The sequence below is a fragment of the Modestobacter sp. VKM Ac-2986 genome (assembly GCF_026967795.1).
Lineage (GTDB): Bacteria > Actinomycetota > Actinomycetes > Mycobacteriales > Geodermatophilaceae > Modestobacter.
This window is the reverse complement of record NZ_JAPVBH010000005.1, coordinates 290,170-306,884: the sequence shown is the minus strand read 5'-3', so window position 1 is coordinate 306,884 and position 16,715 is coordinate 290,170. Positions and strand designations below refer to the sequence as shown.

Genomic DNA, 16,715 nt, shown 5'->3' with positions numbered 1-16,715 from the left:
CCGGGACGGCGCCCGCCGCGGCGCCGTCCCGCTCAGCCGGGACCACGGCCTCGCCAGGACCGGCCGCGGGTGGCGCGGTCAGCGCAGGGTGGCGAAGGTGATCGCCGCTGCGGCGGCGACCCCCAGGGAGTCCACGCCCGACCGCATCGGGATCCGGGCCCGCACGTCCACCGCGGCCTGCGCCTGCGGGGTGAGCCCCGGGCCCTCGGCGCCCAGCAGCACCGCCGTCCGTGGGTGGGCCCGCGCGTCGATCCCGGTCAGGTCGACCGCGTCGGCGGCCGGGGTCAGCGCCACCGTCTCGTAGCCGGCGGCGCGCACCTTCGCCAGGTCACCCGGCCAGTCGGTGAGCACCGCGATCGGCAGCGACAGGACGTGGCCCATCGACACCCGCACGCACCGCCGGTACAGCGGGTCGGCGCAGGTCGGGTCCAGCAGCAGGCCGTCGATGCCCAGCGCCACCGCCGAACGGGCGATCGACCCGATGTTCTCGTGGTCGTTGAGCCCCTCGAGCACGGCCAGCCGCCGGGGCGCCGCGGGGTCCGGCCCCGCGAGCAGCTCGTCGAGGTCGGCCGGGGGCAGCCGGTCGGCCGAGGCCAGCACACCGCGGGTCAGCCGGAAGCCGATCACCTCCGACAGCACCCACCGGTCGGCCTCGTAGGCCGGGATGCCGTCGGGCAGCTGCAGGTCGGCGACCCGGCCGGGGATGCCGAAGACGCTGCGCACCGGGTAGGGCGAGGCGAGGAGCCGTTGCACGGCCGGCACGCCCTCCACGATCACCGGGCCGGTGCCGCGTTCGGTGCCCGGCTTCCGGTCACCGGCGACCAGGTCGCGGAAGTCGGCGATCCGCTCGTCGGCCGGGTCGGTGATCAGCACGGGCGCGGAGGACACGACGACGATCATCCCCGTCGCCGTCCGGCGGTCCCCGGCAGGTTCGACGGGCGCTATCCCGTCGCACACCGCACGATCGACGGCGTGAGCAGCCTGGGCACGACGGTCATCGGCGGTGGCATCTCCGGGATCGCCTGCGCCCGCGCGCTGGCCGAGCAGGGCAGGGCGGTGCAGGTGCTCGACCGCGGCCGGCGCCTCGGTGGCCGGATGGGCGGCCGGACGCTGCACGGCCGGGTCGTCGACCTGGGCGCCTCCTACCTGACCGTCGGCGCGGACTCCCCCTTCGCCCCGGTCGTCGCCGGCTGGGTCGACCGCGGCCTGGCCCGGCCCTGGACCGACACCTTCGCCGTCGCCGGGCCCGACGGCGTCGAGCAGACCAAGACCGGCCCGATGCGCTACGGCACGGCCGGGGGCCTGCGCACCCTGGTCGAGGACCTCGCCACCGGCCTGGACGTCGAGCTGGAGCGCACCGTGCACGCGGTCACCGGCGGCGACCGGCCCTCGGTCGACGGCCGGCCCACCGACGCCGTCGTCCTGGCCATGCCCGACCCGCAGGCGACCCGGCTGGTGACCCCGGACGCCGACGTCCCGGACGCCGACTGGCAGCCCACCCTCTCGGTCGCCCTCGGCTGGCCGACCCGGCGCTGGGCCGCCGACCTGCACGGGGCGTTCGTGCACGACTCCCCCGTCCTGGACTGGCTGGCCGACGACGGCGACCGGCGCGGCGACGGTGCCGCGGTCCTGGTCGCCCACAGCACCGCCGCGTTCGCCGCCGACCACCTCGAGGACCCCGACGCGGCGGCCCCGGCGGTCGCGGCGGCGGTGCGCGCCGCGCTCGGCATCTCCGAGGAGCCCGAGTGGAGCCACGTGCACCGCTGGAGCTTCGCCAAGCCCGCGCACGCCCGCGAGGCGCCCTTCGACCTCACCGGCGGGCTGGGCCTGTGCGGTGACGGCTGGTCGGCGCCGTCCAAGGTCGAGAGCGCCTGGCGCTCCGGCGACGCCCTGGGGCACGCGCTGGCCGCCGCCCTCCCCGCCTGACCCCGGGACGGGACGCGCGTGCCGGGCGGCTTCGCCCCACCTCCCGGCCCGGCCGTGGCCGGCGCCGAGATCGAACGCTCGCAGGGCTCGGTGCCCAAGGCCGTGCTCCGTGCGATCGGCGTCCCCGCCCTGGTGGCCACCGTCATCGGGGTGGCCTTCGTCGTGGTCTTCCTCGGCGCCTTCCACGCGGCCCAGCCGCACGACCTGCCGGTCGGCGTGGTCGCTGACCCCGCTCAGGTCGACCAGGTGCGGGCGGCGCTGGACCGGGCGGCACCGGGGGACTTCGCCGTCCAGGGCGTGGCCGACGAGGCCGCCGCCCGCGCCGCGGTGCTGCGGCACGACCTCTACGGCGTCTACCTGCCCGGGACGCCGTCCCGGCTGCTGACCGCCGGGGCCAACGGGCAGGGCGTCACGACGACGCTCACCCAGGCCTTCGCCCCGGTCGCGCAGGCGGCCGGCGGGCCGCTCCAGCCCGAGGACCTCATGCCCCTGGCGCCGGGCGACTCCCGCGGGCTGGGCATCTTCTACGCCGCCTTCGGGGTGGTGCTCGGCGGCTTCCTGTTCGGCATCCAGACCTACTCGGCGGCCCCGAAGCTGCCGCTGCGCTGGCGGGTCGTGAGCATCCTGCTGTTCGCGGTGGTCTCCGGGCTGCTGGTCTCCTGGGCCGCCGCCGTCCTCTTCGCCGCCGTCCCCGCCGGCTTCGGCACGGTCGCGGTGCTGGTCGGGCTGCTCGCGCTCGCCGTGGCGGCCCCGGCCGCGCTGGTGCTGCGGACGATCGGCTCAGCCGGCACGTTCGTCACCTCACTGGGGCTGGTGATCCTCGGCAACGCCAGCAGCACCGGCAACCTCCCCGCCGCCTACCTCCCGCCCTGGCTGGAGCCGCTGTCGAGCGTCCTGCCGCCGGGGGTCGCGGTGCGGGCGCTGCGCGGGGCCGCCTACTTCGCCGACGACGGCGTCGCCCGGGCGTACTGGGTGCTGGGGCTGTGGGCGGTCGTCCCGTTGCTGCTCATCGCCGGACTCGACGCGTTCCGCCGACGCAGCGCCCCCTGATCCCGCTACCGTGACCGCCGCGCATCCCTCGTCCGGGGTGCCCTGGTCCTGGGGGGTCCAGCTGGTCATCGCAGCGGCCGAAGAGGTGGGCATGCAGCCGACCCACCGGGACCACGCAGGACCGGTGCCCCGTGCTGCCTTCCCACGCCTGGCCGTGGGGATGGCCGTCCTGGGCCTCGCGGTCGGCGCCGTCTTCCCCTTCTTCGCCGAGCTGCTGGGCGTGCCGGCCGTCTACGCCCAGACCCCGGACTTCCGGGGGGCGTGCCTGGCCGCCGGCCTCGTGCTGGGTGCGGCCAACTGGCTGCTGGCCCGGCACGTCATCGGCACCCGGCTGCGCGTCCTGGCCGACCGGCTCGGGGACGTGGCAGCCGTCGCCGCCGACCCCGTGGCGCTCGCCTCCGGCTCCGCGCCGCCGGTGACCGACCTGGCGATCCCGGTCCACTCGACCGACTCCCTCGGCGCCGCGGCGACCGCCTTCAACGCCCTGCTGACCGCGCTGGAGCGCGAGCGCCGTTTCCGGTCGGTCGTGCACGCCACGAACGACGTGATGGTGCTGCTCACCGACGACGGCCGCGTCGCCTTCGTCTCCGACTCCGTCACCGAGGTGCTCGGCTGGACCCGCGCGGAGCTGCAGGACCGGCACGCCAGCGACCTGCTCTTCCCCGAGGACGACCACCTGTTCACCGACGCCGGGGCGCCGATCACCAACGAGGGCGAGCCCTCACAGGTGTTCCTGGTGCGGGTCCGGCACGCCGCCGGCGGCTACCGGCACCTGGAGGTCAGCTCCTCCGACCGGCGCGACGACCCGGACATCGCAGCGCTGCTGCTCACCGCCCGCGACGTCACCGAGCGGCTGGAGCTGCAGCGCCGACTGGCCCACCAGGCCACCCACGACGACCTGACCGGCCTGCCCAACCGCGCCGCCCTGCTGGCCCGCGGCGCCGAGCTGCTGGCCGGCCCGGTCCGGCTGGCGGTGCTGCTGATGGACCTGGACCGGTTCAAGGAGGTCAACGACACCCTGGGCCACAGCTACGGCGACCGGCTGCTCGCCCAGATCGGCCCCCGGCTCACCCCGCTGCTGCGCGAGGTCGACCTGGTCGCCCGGCTGGGCGGGGACGAGTTCGCCGTCCTGCTGCCGGACGTGACGCCGGAGGAGGCGGCCGCGGCGGCGGCCCGGTTGCGGACCGCGCTGGCCGCCCCCTTCCCCGTCGACGGGTTCGTCCTGGACGTCGACGTCAGCATCGGGGTGGCCGTCGGGTCCGGGCCCGGGGAGATCGGCGGGCTGCTGCGCCAGGCCGACGTCGCGATGTACACCGCCAAGGAACGGAAGAGCGGCGTGGAGCTCTACGACCCGCGGACCGACGGCCACGACCGCGGCCGGTTGCGCCGGCTGGGGCACCTGCAGCAGGGCTGACCGGGCCGCACCTCCCGCTGCTGGTTGCGCCCAGCACCTAGGCTCTCGCCTCGATGACCGACGCCGAGGGCTTCCGCTTCGCCGCCGACCCGCTGGACGCCCCCGTCTTCACCGAGGCACCCGCCGCGGCCGCCACCTGTCGCGGGGTGGGCAAGACCTACCGGACGGCGACCGAGTCGGTGACCGCACTGGACGACGTCACGCTGTCGATCCCGCGGGCGCGGGTCACGGTGGTGGTCGGGCCGTCGGGGTCGGGCAAGTCCTCGCTGCTGCGGCTGCTGGCCTGCATCGACTCCCCCGACACCGGCGAGGTGCACGTCGCCGGCCAGCGGGTCGACCGGCTCGGCGCCCGGGGCCGCCGCCGGCTGCGCCAGCGGCAGGTCGCCTACCTCTTCCAGCGGCCGGGCGAGAACCTCCTGCCCTACCTCGACGCCGTCGCCCAGGTCCGGCTGGCCGCGTCGCTGCGCGGTGCCCCGGTCACCGAGGCCGACGCGGTGGCTCTGCTGGACCGGCTCGGGCTGGCCGGCCGCGCCGACCACCACCCGGCGCAGCTGTCCGGTGGTGAGCAGCAGCGCCTCGCGGTGGCCTGCGGCGTGGTCGGTGACCCCGCCCTGGTCGTGGCCGACGAGCCGACCGCCGAGCTGGACACCGCGGCCGCCGAGCGGGTGCTGACCGCGATGGAGGACCTCGCCGCGGCCGGGGTCGCCTTCGTCCTCTCCTCCCACGACCCGCGGGTGATGGCCATCGCCGACGGCTTCGTCCGGCTCGACCACGGCCGGCTGGTGGACGCGTGAGCGCCGGCGGGTTCACCGGGACCGGGCTGGTGAAGCGGTTCTCCCGCGGCGCGGAGATGGTCACCGCGCTCGCCGGGGTCGACCTGCGCGTGGACGCCGGGGAGCTGGTGGCGCTCGTGGGCCCCTCGGGCTCGGGCAAGAGCACCCTGCTGGCGCTGCTGTGCGGCTGGGAGACCGCCGACGAGGGCCGGCTGGCCTACCTGGGCCCGCTGGCCGGCCGGCCCCCGGTCTCGCTGGGCTGGCCGGAACTGGCGCTCGTGCCGCAGGCGCTCGGCCTGGTCGCCGACCTCAGCCTCGCCGACAACGTGCTGCTGCCGGCCCGGCTGCGCGGCACGGCCGCCGCCGAGCAGGCCCGGGCCACCTCGCTGCTGACCGACTTCCGCGTCGACCACCTGGCCGACCGGTACCCGCACCAGGCCTCGCTGGGCGAGCAGCAACGGGTCGCCGTGGCGCGCGCCCTGCTGCTGCGCCCGGCGGTGCTGCTGGCCGACGAGCCCACCGCCCACCAGGACCGCGGCAACGCCGACCGGCTGCTCGACGCCGTCGCCGGCGCCGCCCGCGCGGGCGCGGCCGTGCTGATCGCCACCCACGACGAGCTGGCCTGGGCCCGCGCCGACCGGGTGCTGTCGATGCGCGACGGCACGCTCACCGACGGGCCCCCGGCGTGAGCCGGCCCCCGCTGTGGCGGCTGGCGCCGTGGACCCGGGCGCCGCTGCTCGGACTGCGCCAGCCCGCCGCGGTGATCGCGGTGCTGGTGACCTCGGCGATCCTGGCCTGCGCGGTCGCCTCGGCCCCGCTCTTCCTGTCCTCGGCACGGTCCGGTGCGCTGCAGCAGCAGCTGTCCCAGCGCTGCGAGGAGGTGGGCCGCCCGCAGACCGGGGTGGACAGCCTGCTCGTCGACGAGCAGGGCCGACCCGTGGACGGCGGTGACGGCAGCACCCGGCCGGAGGTCGACGCCCGGCTCCTGCAGGCGTGGGCGGACGCCGGGCTGGACGCCGAACCGGTGCTGGCCACCGCCGCCATCGGGTCCTCGGACGCCTCCTCGGCCGGCATCGGGGTCCTGGGCCCCGACGGCGAGGCGCTGTCCCAGCCGTCCACCCTCTTCCAGCGCCCGGCGGCCCTGGACCACGTCCAGGTGGTCGACCGCGGGGACGGGGCCGGGGTCTGGGTGCCGGAGACCGTCGCCGAGCAGGACGGCCTGTCCGTGGGCGACGTGCTGTCCTTCGGCGACCAGCAGGCGCCGGTGGTCGGGGTCTACCGCGACCTCGCCGTGGCCAACGCCGACGACCGGTACTGGTGCGACTACCGGTTGCTGTTCGCCAACGAGGCATCGGCCGACCGCGCCCCGCCGGCCATGCTGCTCACCACGGACGAGCCGACCTTCTACCGGCTCGCCACGGCCGCGGCCGGCGGCGCCGTCCGGCTGCAGCAGGTCCCGGTCGACGCCTCGACCCTGTCGGTCAGCGGTGCCCGCCGCCTGCTCGACACCCAGCAGCGGATCGTCGACGACTCGGGGCTGCCGCCGGAGTACGACGGCGCCTCCCCGGCCGTGGCCGTGCCCAACGACCGGCTGGCCGCCGTCATCGACCGGGCCGAGCTCATCCAGTCCGGACTCCGCGGGCCGGTGGTCCCGGTCGCCGTCGCCGGCGCGCTGCTGGCCCTCGTCCTGGTCGCCGCCGCCGGCAGCTTCTGGGCCGACCGCCGGGCCACCGAGGTACGGCTGCTGGCCGCCCGCGGGGTGGGCCCGGTGCCGCTGGCCGGCAAGGCCGCCCTGGAGCTGGCCCTGCCCGCGCTGGCCGGCGCCGCGCTGGGCTGGACGGCCTCCCGGTTGCTGATCGCCGGGCTGGGCCCGGCCGACGACCTCGACCCCGCGGCCACCACCGCCGCGGCCTGGGCCGGAGTGGCCGCGTTCGTGGTCGGTCTCGGCGCGGCCTCGGTCGTCGCCGGGCTGCGGGCGCGCAGCACCGCGGAACGGCCACTGGGGGCCGCCGCCCGCTGGCCGTCCCGGGTGCCGTGGGAACTGCTGCTCCTCGCCGCAGCCGCGGTCTGCTGGGTGCTGCTGCAGAGCCGCGAGGCGATCGTCAGCGTCGGCTACGTCGCGCAGGTCAACGGGTTGCTGGTCGCCTTCCCGCTGCTGGCGATCGCCGGTACCGCGGTGCTGCTCGGCCGCGGGGTCACCGCGCTGCTCCCCCGGCTGCGCCGCTGGGCCGGCCGCCGGTCACCGGCGGTGTTCCTCGCGGTCAACCGGCTCACCGCGGCCCGGCTGGCCACCGGCACGCTGCTGGTCGCGGTCACCCTGCCGGTCGCCGTCCTCGGGTACACCGCGACGCTGACCGCCAGCTCCCAGACGACGCTGGACGCGAAGGTCGGCGTGCAGATCGGTGCGGCGGCGGCCGCCACGACGGTCACCCGGATCGAGCCGACGCCGGAGGTCGTGGCCGCCGGCACCTACCTCCTCCGCTACGACGGCAGCGCCGCCGAGGGCGCTGCAGCGGACAGCACCGCCCGCGGCCGCCCCGACGTCCAGGTGCTCGCCGTCGACCCCACCGACTTCGCCGGCACCGCGTTCTGGGACGACTCCTTCGCCGACGCCTCGCTGCCCGAGCTGATGGCCGCCCTCCAGGGGCCCGAGGTCGACGGCCGGCTGCCGGTGGTGGCTGCAGGGCTCTCCCCCGGCGACCCCGGCCTGCGGCTGGGCAGCGCCGAGGTGCCGGCGCAGGTGGTCGCGGAGGCGCGGGTGCTGCCCGGACGGCGCACCGCCGACCCGGTCGTGCTCGTGGCGGCGGACCGGCTCCCGCAGATCGAACGGTCCGCCGGCGCCGCGCGCTCCGCCGAGCTCTGGGTGCGCGAGGACCTGTCGGGCGCGGTGGACGCCCTCGCCCGGTCCGGCGCGATGAACATCCGCACGCTCGACCCGGCCGGCGTCCAGGAGCGGGCCAACTTCCTCGGCATCACCTGGACCTTCGGCTACCTCTCCGCGCTCGCCGTCTTCGTCGGGGTGATCGCCGTCGGCGGCCTGCTGCTGTACCTGGAGGCCCGCTCGCGCACCCGGGTGTCGGGCTACGTGATGGCCCGCCGGCTCGGCCTGACCCGGGGCGCGCACCTGCGCTCGCTGGGGGTCGAGCTGGCCGGGGTGGCCGTCGTCGGCTCGGTGCTGGGCGGCGTGCTGGCTGCCGGGGCCGTCGCGCTGGTGTACCGGCGGCTGGACGTCGACCTGCTCCGGCCGCCCACCCCGCTGCTCGACGTCCCGTGGTCGGCGCTGGCCGGCAGCGTGGTCGTCGTCCTGGTCGTGGCCGGGCTGGCCGCGCTCTACGCCCAGCGGGCCGCCGACCGGGCCGACCCGGCGTCGGTGCTGCGCGAGGACGCCTAGGAGGACCCTGCTGCGGGGCCGGGGGGCAGGTCAGGACCGAGGGGCCAGGAGGTGACCCGCTCGTAGCGGGGGGTGGGGCCCAGGTGGCTGCGCCACAGCACGACCTCGGGCGCGGTCCACACCGGGCCGCGGTACCCGGCCAGGCGCTCGGGCAGGTCGGCGTCGGCGTCCTGCCCGGCGCGCCAGCGGCCCACGGTCAGGTGCGCCCGGAACGGCCGGTCCTCCACGGGCAGCCCGACGCCGCGGGCCGCGTCGGCCAGCCGCCCGGCCAGCGCGGTCAGCGGGACGACGTCCCCGGCCAGCCCCGCCCAGCAGACCGCCGGACGGCGCCGCGAGCCGAACCGGCCGGCCTCGGCCAGCTGCAGCGACAGCGCCGGCGCCCCCGCGACCGCGGGTCCCACCGCGGCGGTCAGTGGGGCGAGCAGCGGGGCGGGGACCTCGCCGAGGAAGACGAGGGTGAGGTGCCAGCGGCCGGGCGGGGTCCAGTGCGGGGCACCGGGTGCCGCCCGCAGCGGGTCGAGTGCGCGGTCGAGGTCGGCGACCGCGGCCGGGGGCGGGTCGACGGCGAGGAAGAGCCGGCCGGCCGAGCCGGGAGCCGGCTCGGTCAGCCGGACACCACCAGGCCTGCGGCCTCGAGCTGGCTGAGCAGCCGGAGCCGCTCCAGCTCCCGGGTCGCCGGCGGCTCGGTGCGCAGCCGGTGCGGCACCTGGAGCAGGTCGGCGGCCTCCATCAGCACGTCGTCGTAGGCGGCCAGCAGGTCGCGGCGGCGTTCGGCGGAGAGCCCGCCGGGCACCATCGACAGCTCGCCGGTGAGCCGGCGCAGGTCGGCGGCGACCACCTGCAGCGGGCGGCGCGGGCCGGTGACGGCGCGCTGGGCGCCCGTGCCGGGGCTGCGGCGGCCGGCCGGGTGGTGGCCTGCGGCGGCCGGCCGCGGGGTCGCCGGCCCGGCGACCCGGGGCGGTGACGGGGCGGGGCGCGGCGGGGGCGGAGGTGGCTCCTCCGCGACGGCGGAGGAGGACCGGATCATCCGGATCAGCAGCCGGATCACCAGGGCGAGGAGGATCGCGGCCACGACGAAGAGCGCGGCGGCGCCGCCGAGGGGCAGCAGCGACGCCCCGGCTTGTTCGGAGACCGACCCTGGTGGGGGCACCCAGCGACGGTATCGCCGTCAGCGTCGAGTCACAACGCCGACGCTCAGTGCGACTGTGGACGAGCTGGATCCGGTGCCACCTGGTCGCCGGTGACCGCCTCCGCGGGCACGCCACCGTCGGCCTCCTCGGCCAGCACGGCGACCTGCTGCGGCGGGGCGGTCGCGGCCACGTGCAGCTGCAGCCGCGGCGGCAGGACGTGCATCTCCAGCCGCACCCGGCGACCGCGGGCCAGCACCGCGCCGGCGGCCACGGCGACGACCACGCACACCAGCCCACCGGTGATCAGGCCCCACGGTGCACCCAGTCGCTCGGAGATCCAGCCGATCAGCGGCGCGCCCACCGGGGTCCCGCCCAGGAACGCCATGAAGTACAGCGCCAGCACCCGCCCGCGCCACTGCGGCTCGACACCCAGCTGCACGAAGCTGTTGCACGCCACGCTGAACACCAGCGCAGCAGCACCGGTGGGGATGAGCAGGGCCGCGAAGGCGTAGTAGTTGCCCATCAGCCCGCTCACCACCAGCAGCACCCCGAAGGCGACGGCGGAGACGATCAGGAACCGCTGCAGCGGGCGGGTGCTGCGCCGGGTGGACAGCAGCGCACCGGACAGCGAGCCGACGGCGTAGGCGGTCGACAGCAGGCCGAACGCCCCGGCACCGAGCCCGAACACCTCGCGGGCCATCAGCGCGATGGTGATCTGGGAGTTGAACCCGAACGTCCCCAGCGTGAAGGCCAGGCCCATCGCCAGCATGAGGTCGGGGTGCTGGCGGGTGTAGGCCAGCGTCTGCCGCAGCTGCCCCCGCGAGCGCGGGGCCGGTGGGCTCGGGTCGAGCTCGTCGGCGCGCATCAGCAGCAGCGCGGCGATCGTGGTGGCGAAGCTGGCGGCGTTGACCAGGAACGCCGGCGCGGTGCTGCCGCCGGACACCGCGATCAGCCCGCCGGCCACCGCCGGGCCCACGAGCCGGGCGGCGTTGAAGACGGTCGAGTTGAGGCTGACCGCGTTGGCCAGCAGGTCGGGTCCGACCATCTCGGAGACGAACGACTGCCGCACCGGGACGTCGAGGGAGGAGACCACCCCGACCAGCAGCGCCAGCAGGTAGACGTGCCACAGGGCGACGGAGTCGGTGGCCACCAGCAGCCCGAGGCCGAGGGCGAGCACGCCCATGACGGCCTGGGTGACCATCAGCACCCGCCGCTTGTCGTACCGGTCGGCCAGCACGCCGCCGTAGAAGCTGAAGAACAGGCTCGGCCCGAACTGCAGGGCGGTGGTGATGCCCAGCGCGACGCCGCTGTCCCCGGACAGCTGCAGCACGAGCCAGTCCTGGCCGATGCGCTGCATCCAGGTGCCGGTCTGGCTGACCAGGTTGGCCGAGACGTACAGCCGGAAGTTGTGGGCACGCAGCGCCCGGAACGAGCCGGTGCGGGGTGCGGGGTCAGCAGCCGTCGAGGTCACCCACTGGCGAGCTCGTCCATGATCACCGCGGCCTGGCGCAGCACCTCGCGCTGCTCGGCGGTCAGCTGCTGCAGCTGGCCGGACAGCCACGCCTCCCGGGCGCGGACCTCCTCGGTGAGCAGCTCCTCCGCGGCCGGGGTCAGGCCGATGACGACCTGCCGCCCGTCGGTGGGGTGCGGCGTCCGGGTGACCAGGCCCTGGGACTCCAGGGCGACGACGACCCGGGTCATCGACGGCGGCTGCACCCGCTCGTGCGCGGCCAGCTCCCCCGGGCTCATCGGCCCGTGGCGCTTGAGCGTCGACAGCGCGGCCAGGTGGGTGAGCGTGACCGTGGTGTCGACCCGCTGGTTGCGCAGCCGGCGGGACAGGCGCATGACGGCCAGCCGCAGGTCGTGGGCGAGCGCCGCGGTGTCCAGCGTCGTCCGTGTCACGTCGCCACCTTAGTAGGAGTCCGAAGCCTGCCTAACGATCGATCGCCCCTGGCCCCCCTTCAGGGGCCCGCACCGAGCGTGCGAGGGGTGGGGGGAAGGGGGTCCTCCTAGAGCAGCTGCTGGATCGGGTCGAGCGCGAAGTAGACGACGAAGACCCCGGCCACCAGCCACATCAGCGGGTGCACGTCGCGGCCGCGGCCGGTGGCGACCCGCAGCAGCACGTAGCTGACCACCCCGGCGCCGATGCCGTTGGTGATCGAGTAGGTGAAGGGCATCAGCGCGATGGTCAGGAACGCCGGGATGACCAGGGACATGTCGCCCCACTCGAGGTCCCGGATCTGGCTGATCATCATGGCGCCGACGATCACCAGCACCGGGGCGGCGGCCTCGGACGGGACGACCTGCACCAGCGGGGTGAAGAAGGTGGCGACCAGGAAGAGCAGGCCGGTCACCACGCTGGCCAGCCCGGTGCGGGCGCCGTCGCCGACGCCGGCCGCGCTCTCGATGTAGGTCGTGTTGGACGAGACGCTGGCTGCGCCACCGGCCGCGGCGGCCAGCGAGTCGACCAGCAGCACCGGCTGGGAGCGGGGCAGGTTGCGGTTCTCGTCGAGCAGGTCGCCCTCGGCACCGACGGCGGTGACCGTGCCGACGGTGTCGAAGAAGTCGGCGATCATGATCGAGAAGACGATGAGGACGGCGGCGAGCAGCCCGATCCGGTCGAAGCCGCCGAACAGGGAGAACTGCCCGATCAGGGACAGGTCCGGGAGGTCGAGGACCTGCCCCGGCCAGCTCGGCACCTGCAGCGCCCAGCCGTGCGTGTTCGCGACGGCGCCGTCGGCACCGGTGCGCGGGCCGATGTCCGCGATCGCCTCGACGACGATCGCGAACACGGTGGTGGCGACGATGCCGATCAGCAGCGCCCCGCGGACCTTGCGCACCACGAGCACGCTGGTCAGCAGCAGGCCGACGACGAAGGTGAGCATCGGCCAGCCGGCCAGCGCACCGTTGACGCCGAAGCTGATCAGCGGGTTGCCGGGGCGGATGATGCCGGCGTCGGCCAGCCCGATGATGGTGAGGAAGAACCCGATGCCGACCGCGATGGCGATCTTGAGCTGGGCCGGGATGGCCTCGAAGACGGCCCGCCGGAAGCCGGTGAGCACCAGCACGGCGATCAGCAGGCCCTCCAGCACGATCAGGCCCATGACCTCCGGCCAGGTCAGCTGGGTGGCGGCGTAGACCGCGACGATCGCGTTGATGCCCAGGCCGGTGGCCAGCGCGAGCGGGTAGCGGCCGACGACGCCCATGGCGAGGGTGAGCACGCCGGCGACCAGCGCGGTCACGGCCGCGACGGAGGTGAACCCGAGGGTGTTCCCGTTGATGTCCGCGCCGGACAGGATGATCGGGTTGAGCACCACGATGTAGGCCATCGTGAAGAAGGTCGTCAGCCCACCGCGGACCTCGCGCCCCACCGTCGAGCGGCGGGCGGTGATCTGGAAGTACCGGTCCAGGCCGTTCTTGGGTCGCATGACGGGGCCTGCGCTGCGCCGGGCCCCCGCGGGTGCGTCCGGGCCCGCGGGGGCGCCCACCGCGGTGCTGCCGGTGCGTGCGGGCACGCGGACGGGACGGGACCTGCTGGGCATCGGGGACCCCTTGGTACGACGCCGGGGACCGGTCGCGCGAGGTGGCTCCCCGGCGGACCGCCCGGCGTGGGTGGCTGCGAGCGGCGACAGCGTGCCACACGCACCGACCCCGTCGGGTCACGCCGACGTTGCGACCGGGTGTCCAGCGCCTAGGGTCGGGCCGTGCCCGCACCGACCCGACCGTCCCCGCCGCCCCTGCAGGTCGACACGGTGCGGGTCGTCCTGGCCGGCACGGCCCTGTGGGCGGTCGCGCTGGTCGTGCTGCTGCTGGTCGGCGACGACGTCGACCGCGTGTGGACCTGGACCTGCGTCGCCGGCGTCGTCCTGCCCGGGCTGGGCCTGGCCCTCATGCGCTGGCAGGGCCAGCGCTAGTCGGGCGCCCCGGCGTCAGAGGACGTCGAAGTCCGCCGTGTCGTAGCGCGCGGTCGGGACGAACTCGGCCGGCTCGCCGGTCGTGCGCTCCAGGCTGGCCTGGCTGTGCGCGCCGCAGCCGTAGTCGGCGGTGACGACGCGCTGGTCGGCCGGGGAGAACCCGTTGCTGCAGGCGCCCAGCGACAGCCGCAGGGAGCCGGCGAGCGGGAGGTAGAAGCCGCAGGTCGAGCACGGGCCGGGCGCGTGCCGGGCCATGGCGGAGGCGGGCCCGAACTCGCTCTCCCGCCAGCGCTCGGCGGCCTCGCGGCGGCCCTCGACCGACAGCACACGCTCGCGGCCGATGCCGAGCTCCTCGGCGACCACGCGGCCCGCCGGGTCCTCGGCGGAGTCGTCGTCGGCGAGGTAGGAGGGCACCAGGCGTGCGTCGTCCTCGGTGGAGGGCAGCACGTCGCCGACCGACAGGTCGCCCGGGCGCAGCCGCTCGTGCCAGGGCACCCAGGCCGGGGCGAGCAGCGCGGAGTCGCCGGGCAGCAGCACGACCTCGTCGAGGGTGGGGTGCTCGTCGCCGGGGACGACGGCCAGCGTCACCGCCCAGTGCCAGCCCAGGTAGCCGGACAGGCCGGCGGCGAAGGAGTGGGTCAGCACCACGCCCAGGGCCGGGTCGGCGTCGTCCGCGAGCGGCTCGACGTGGGTGCCGAGGTGCTCGCCGACGACCGCCGGGTCACCGGCGACGTCGACGGCGGCGGCGCGGGCCAGCTCGACCGCGGCGGCCAGCACCTCCTCCGGAGCGGGTCCAGGGGCGGCGGCGGAGGCAGCGGAGTCGGACACACCGCCATTGTCGCCGATGGCACCAAGCGTGCGGCGGGCGCGCACCCCGGCCTCCCGGTCGGGTCCGGGGAGCGGGCCCGGGGTGGGACACAGCAGGCTGCGGCACGATGGGCCGGTGCCCGACTCCCCGCTCCCCCGCGCGCGGCTGCGGCGGCGGACGTCGCGGCGGCAGCCCGAGCCGGGCGTGGAGACCTCGCCGCTGGGCATCCGCCGCCAGCAGACCCGCCCGCTGCCGGTCGTCGGCGCCCCGGGGGACGCCGTCACGACCCGCCCGGCCGCCGTCCCACCGGCGGGTACGGCCGGCCTGGACACGACCCCGCACGTCCTCGCACCCCAGGTCACCACGCCCCAGCTCACGACGCCCCAGGTCACGACGCCCCAGGTCACCGCACCCCAGGGGACGCCGTCCACGCTCGGGGCCCGGCCGCCGCGGCTGACCGTCACCCGGGTGGCCGCCGCCCGGTCGCGCGAGCTCGGCGGCGCGGCGGTGCGGCGGGTGCGGGACGCCAGCCGGGCCGACGGCGCGGGCGACAGCGGGCTGTCCGGGCTGCTCGGCGTCAACGCCCTGCACGTCGCCGGGGACGCGATGATCGCCGTCTCGCTGGCCGGCACGTTGTTCTTCGCCGCCGCGGCCGACGCCCAGCGCGGCAACGTCGCGCTGTACCTGCTGGTGACGATGGCCCCGTTCGCGGTCGTCGCGCCGGTCATCGGCCCGGCCCTGGACCGGCTGCAGCGGGGCCGCCGCTGGGCGCTGGCCGGGAGCCTGGCCGCCCGGGCGGTGCTGGCGGTGGTCATGGGCGTGCACCACGACGACCTGGCGTTGTACCCGGCCGCCCTCGGGGTGCTGGTGCTGAGCAAGGGCTTCAACGTGCTGCGGGGCGCGGTCGTGCCGCGGGTGCTGCCGCCCGCGCTGTCGCTGACCTCGGCCAACGCCCGGATGTCGGTCTTCGGGCTGGCCGCCGGCGGCGTGGCCGGCGGGCTCGGGGCCGGGCTGGCCTGGCTGCTCGGCTTCGGCTGGGAGCTGGGCGTGACCGCGGCGGTGTTCACCGTCGCCGCCGTCCTGGCGGTGCGGCTGCCCGCGCACGTCGACGTCCCGGCCGGCGAGGACCCCGCCGACGTCCTGCGCACGACCCCGATCGAGCTGCCCGGCCGGCGCCGGGCGACCACACCGCACGTGGTCACGGCGCTGCGGGCCACCGCGGCGCTGCGCGGGCTCAGCGGCTTCCTGACGATCTTCGCCGCGTTCCTGGTGCAGGCCACCGTGGACGACGGCTGGCCGGCGACGATCGCGCTGGGCTCACTGGCGGCCGCGGCGGGGGTCGGCAGCTTCCTGGGCACGGCAGCCGGTTCCCGGCTGCGCACCGCCAGCCCCGACCGGGTGGTGCTCGTCGCCGCCGGGGTGGCCGCCGCGATCACCGTGGTGGCCGCCGTCTTCTACAGCCTGCCGATGGCCGCCCTGGTCGCCTTCGTGGCCGCGGTGACCAACGCGCTGGGCAAGGCCGCCCTCGACGCGATCGTCCAGCGGGAGGTGCCCGACCGGCTGCGCGCGTCGGCGTTCGCCCGCTCGGAGACCTGGCTGCAGCTGGCCTGGGTCGTCGGTGGGGCGCTGGCGATCGGGCTGCCCAGCACCGGCTGGATCGGCTTCACCGTCGCCGCGGCCCTGCTGGTGCTCGCCGTCGGCCTGACCCTGTGGAGCCTGCACAGCCGCCGGGTCCTCCCCACCACCGAGCAGGAGGCACGGACGTGAGCAGCACAGCACGGGCAGCGACGGGGGTGGTGCTGCTCGGCGGGATGCTGGTGCTCACCGGGTGCGGCGAGGGCGGCGGCGGCCGGACCTCGCCCGTCCCGACGGTCACGGTGCAGGCCGGCGGTGACCCGGTGACGGTCTCCCCGACCCAGTACTGCCGCGATGGGGAGGGCCAGCGTTACCAGGTCTCCGCACCGGTCCTGGAGGTCTCGCCGGACACCACCGTCGTGCTGAGCGTGGCCGACGAGGTGGCCGCGTCCGGCTGGGGCGTGCAGGTGTTCGACGAGCAGCTGCAGGAACGGATCGGCGAGGTGGAGGTCGCGGACGGCACCGTCGTCCTCGACGAGATCAACACCTCCGACGTCGTCCCGGCGACCTACTACCTCGTGGTCGTCCAGGACGCCGACCCGGAGGCCTGCAACGGCCTGTCCGGCGCCTGGCCGATCGGCTTCATCCGGGCCGGCGCCGGCACGCCCGCGACCAGCCCCTCCTCGAGCCCGACCGGCTGATCCGCGCGGGCGGCCGGGTCCCGTCGCCGGTCC

Annotated in this window: 16 protein-coding genes; 9 read left to right on the top strand and 7 right to left on the bottom strand. The window is 76.4% G+C overall.

The window, feature by feature from the left end; translation table 11 throughout:
* Window positions 1–78: 78 nt before the first annotated feature.
* On the bottom strand, window positions 79–888 hold the full coding sequence (locus tag O2W14_RS14910; protein ID WP_269176888.1) for a TrmH family RNA methyltransferase: 810 nt from the start codon (window positions 886–888) through the stop codon (window positions 79–81).
* A gap of 84 nt (window positions 889–972) precedes the next feature.
* Here O2W14_RS14910 and O2W14_RS14905 point away from each other — a divergent pair, with 84 nt between their 5' ends.
* From O2W14_RS14905 to O2W14_RS14880, 6 genes are all read left to right on the top strand, one after another.
* Window positions 973–1,926, top strand: coding sequence for an NAD(P)/FAD-dependent oxidoreductase (locus O2W14_RS14905; protein ID WP_269176887.1), 954 nt, complete (start codon window positions 973–975; stop codon window positions 1,924–1,926).
* 18 nt (window positions 1,927–1,944) lie between these two features.
* Window positions 1,945–2,976, top strand: coding sequence for a hypothetical protein (locus tag O2W14_RS14900; RefSeq protein WP_269176886.1), 1,032 nt, complete (start codon window positions 1,945–1,947; stop codon window positions 2,974–2,976).
* 124 nt (window positions 2,977–3,100) lie between these two features.
* A complete protein-coding gene (locus tag O2W14_RS14895) occupies window positions 3,101–4,390 on the top strand; it encodes a diguanylate cyclase domain-containing protein (RefSeq protein ID WP_269176885.1) in 1,290 nt (429 codons plus the stop codon).
* A gap of 53 nt (window positions 4,391–4,443) precedes the next feature.
* A complete protein-coding gene (locus O2W14_RS14890) occupies window positions 4,444–5,184 on the top strand; it encodes an ABC transporter ATP-binding protein (RefSeq protein WP_269176884.1) in 741 nt (246 codons plus the stop codon).
* Window positions 5,181–5,852, top strand: coding sequence for an ABC transporter ATP-binding protein (locus O2W14_RS14885; protein ID WP_269176883.1), 672 nt, complete (start codon window positions 5,181–5,183; stop codon window positions 5,850–5,852). The genes O2W14_RS14890 and O2W14_RS14885 overlap by 4 nt, the downstream gene beginning before the upstream one ends.
* On the top strand, window positions 5,849–8,554 hold the full coding sequence (locus O2W14_RS14880; RefSeq protein WP_269176882.1) for an FtsX-like permease family protein: 2,706 nt from the start codon (window positions 5,849–5,851) through the stop codon (window positions 8,552–8,554). Before O2W14_RS14885 ends, O2W14_RS14880 begins: the two co-directional genes overlap by 4 nt.
* On the opposite strand, the gene thpR is transcribed toward O2W14_RS14880, so the two are convergent.
* The 5 genes from thpR to O2W14_RS14855 all read right to left on the bottom strand — a co-directional run bounded on the left by thpR (window position 8,551) and on the right by O2W14_RS14855 (window position 13,112).
* Entirely contained in the window at window positions 8,551–9,162 is a 612-nt protein-coding gene (gene thpR / locus O2W14_RS14875) for an RNA 2',3'-cyclic phosphodiesterase (protein ID WP_269176984.1), read from the bottom strand. The two genes, O2W14_RS14880 and thpR, sit on opposite strands and share 4 nt — an antisense overlap.
* On the bottom strand, window positions 9,159–9,704 hold the full coding sequence (locus O2W14_RS14870; protein ID WP_269176881.1) for a hypothetical protein: 546 nt from the start codon (window positions 9,702–9,704) through the stop codon (window positions 9,159–9,161). Before O2W14_RS14870 ends, thpR begins: the two co-directional genes overlap by 4 nt.
* Before the next feature lie 44 nt (window positions 9,705–9,748).
* Window positions 9,749–11,155, bottom strand: a complete 1,407-nt coding sequence (locus tag O2W14_RS14865; RefSeq protein ID WP_269176880.1) for an MFS transporter — start codon at window positions 11,153–11,155, stop codon at window positions 9,749–9,751.
* The gene (locus O2W14_RS14860; RefSeq protein ID WP_269176879.1) at window positions 11,152–11,586 is read right to left on the bottom strand and encodes a MarR family winged helix-turn-helix transcriptional regulator; all 435 of its coding nucleotides are present in this window, start codon (window positions 11,584–11,586) and stop codon (window positions 11,152–11,154) included. Before O2W14_RS14860 ends, O2W14_RS14865 begins: the two co-directional genes overlap by 4 nt.
* A gap of 107 nt (window positions 11,587–11,693) precedes the next feature.
* Window positions 11,694–13,112, bottom strand: a complete 1,419-nt coding sequence (locus O2W14_RS14855; RefSeq protein WP_269176878.1) for an NCS2 family permease — start codon at window positions 13,110–13,112, stop codon at window positions 11,694–11,696.
* Window positions 13,113–13,388: 276 nt separating this feature from the next.
* Here O2W14_RS14855 and O2W14_RS14850 point away from each other — a divergent pair, with 276 nt between their 5' ends.
* On the top strand, window positions 13,389–13,598 hold the full coding sequence (locus O2W14_RS14850) for a DUF2530 domain-containing protein (RefSeq protein ID WP_163611327.1): 210 nt from the start codon (window positions 13,389–13,391) through the stop codon (window positions 13,596–13,598).
* A gap of 15 nt (window positions 13,599–13,613) precedes the next feature.
* Here O2W14_RS14850 and O2W14_RS14845 read toward each other — a convergent pair whose 3' ends face one another.
* A complete protein-coding gene (locus tag O2W14_RS14845) occupies window positions 13,614–14,426 on the bottom strand; it encodes a DUF3027 domain-containing protein (RefSeq protein ID WP_269176877.1) in 813 nt (270 codons plus the stop codon).
* Between the two features lie 115 nt (window positions 14,427–14,541).
* On the opposite strand from O2W14_RS14845, the gene O2W14_RS14840 reads away from it, so the two are divergent.
* Both O2W14_RS14840 and O2W14_RS14835 read left to right on the top strand, forming a co-directional pair.
* Window positions 14,542–16,173: an MFS transporter gene (locus O2W14_RS14840; protein WP_269176876.1), complete on the top strand. Its 1,632-nt coding sequence runs from the start codon at window positions 14,542–14,544 to the stop codon at window positions 16,171–16,173.
* Window positions 16,170–16,682, top strand: a complete 513-nt coding sequence (locus O2W14_RS14835; RefSeq protein WP_269176875.1) for a DUF2771 family protein — start codon at window positions 16,170–16,172, stop codon at window positions 16,680–16,682. The genes O2W14_RS14840 and O2W14_RS14835 overlap by 4 nt, the downstream gene beginning before the upstream one ends.
* Window positions 16,683–16,715 lie beyond the last annotated feature (33 nt).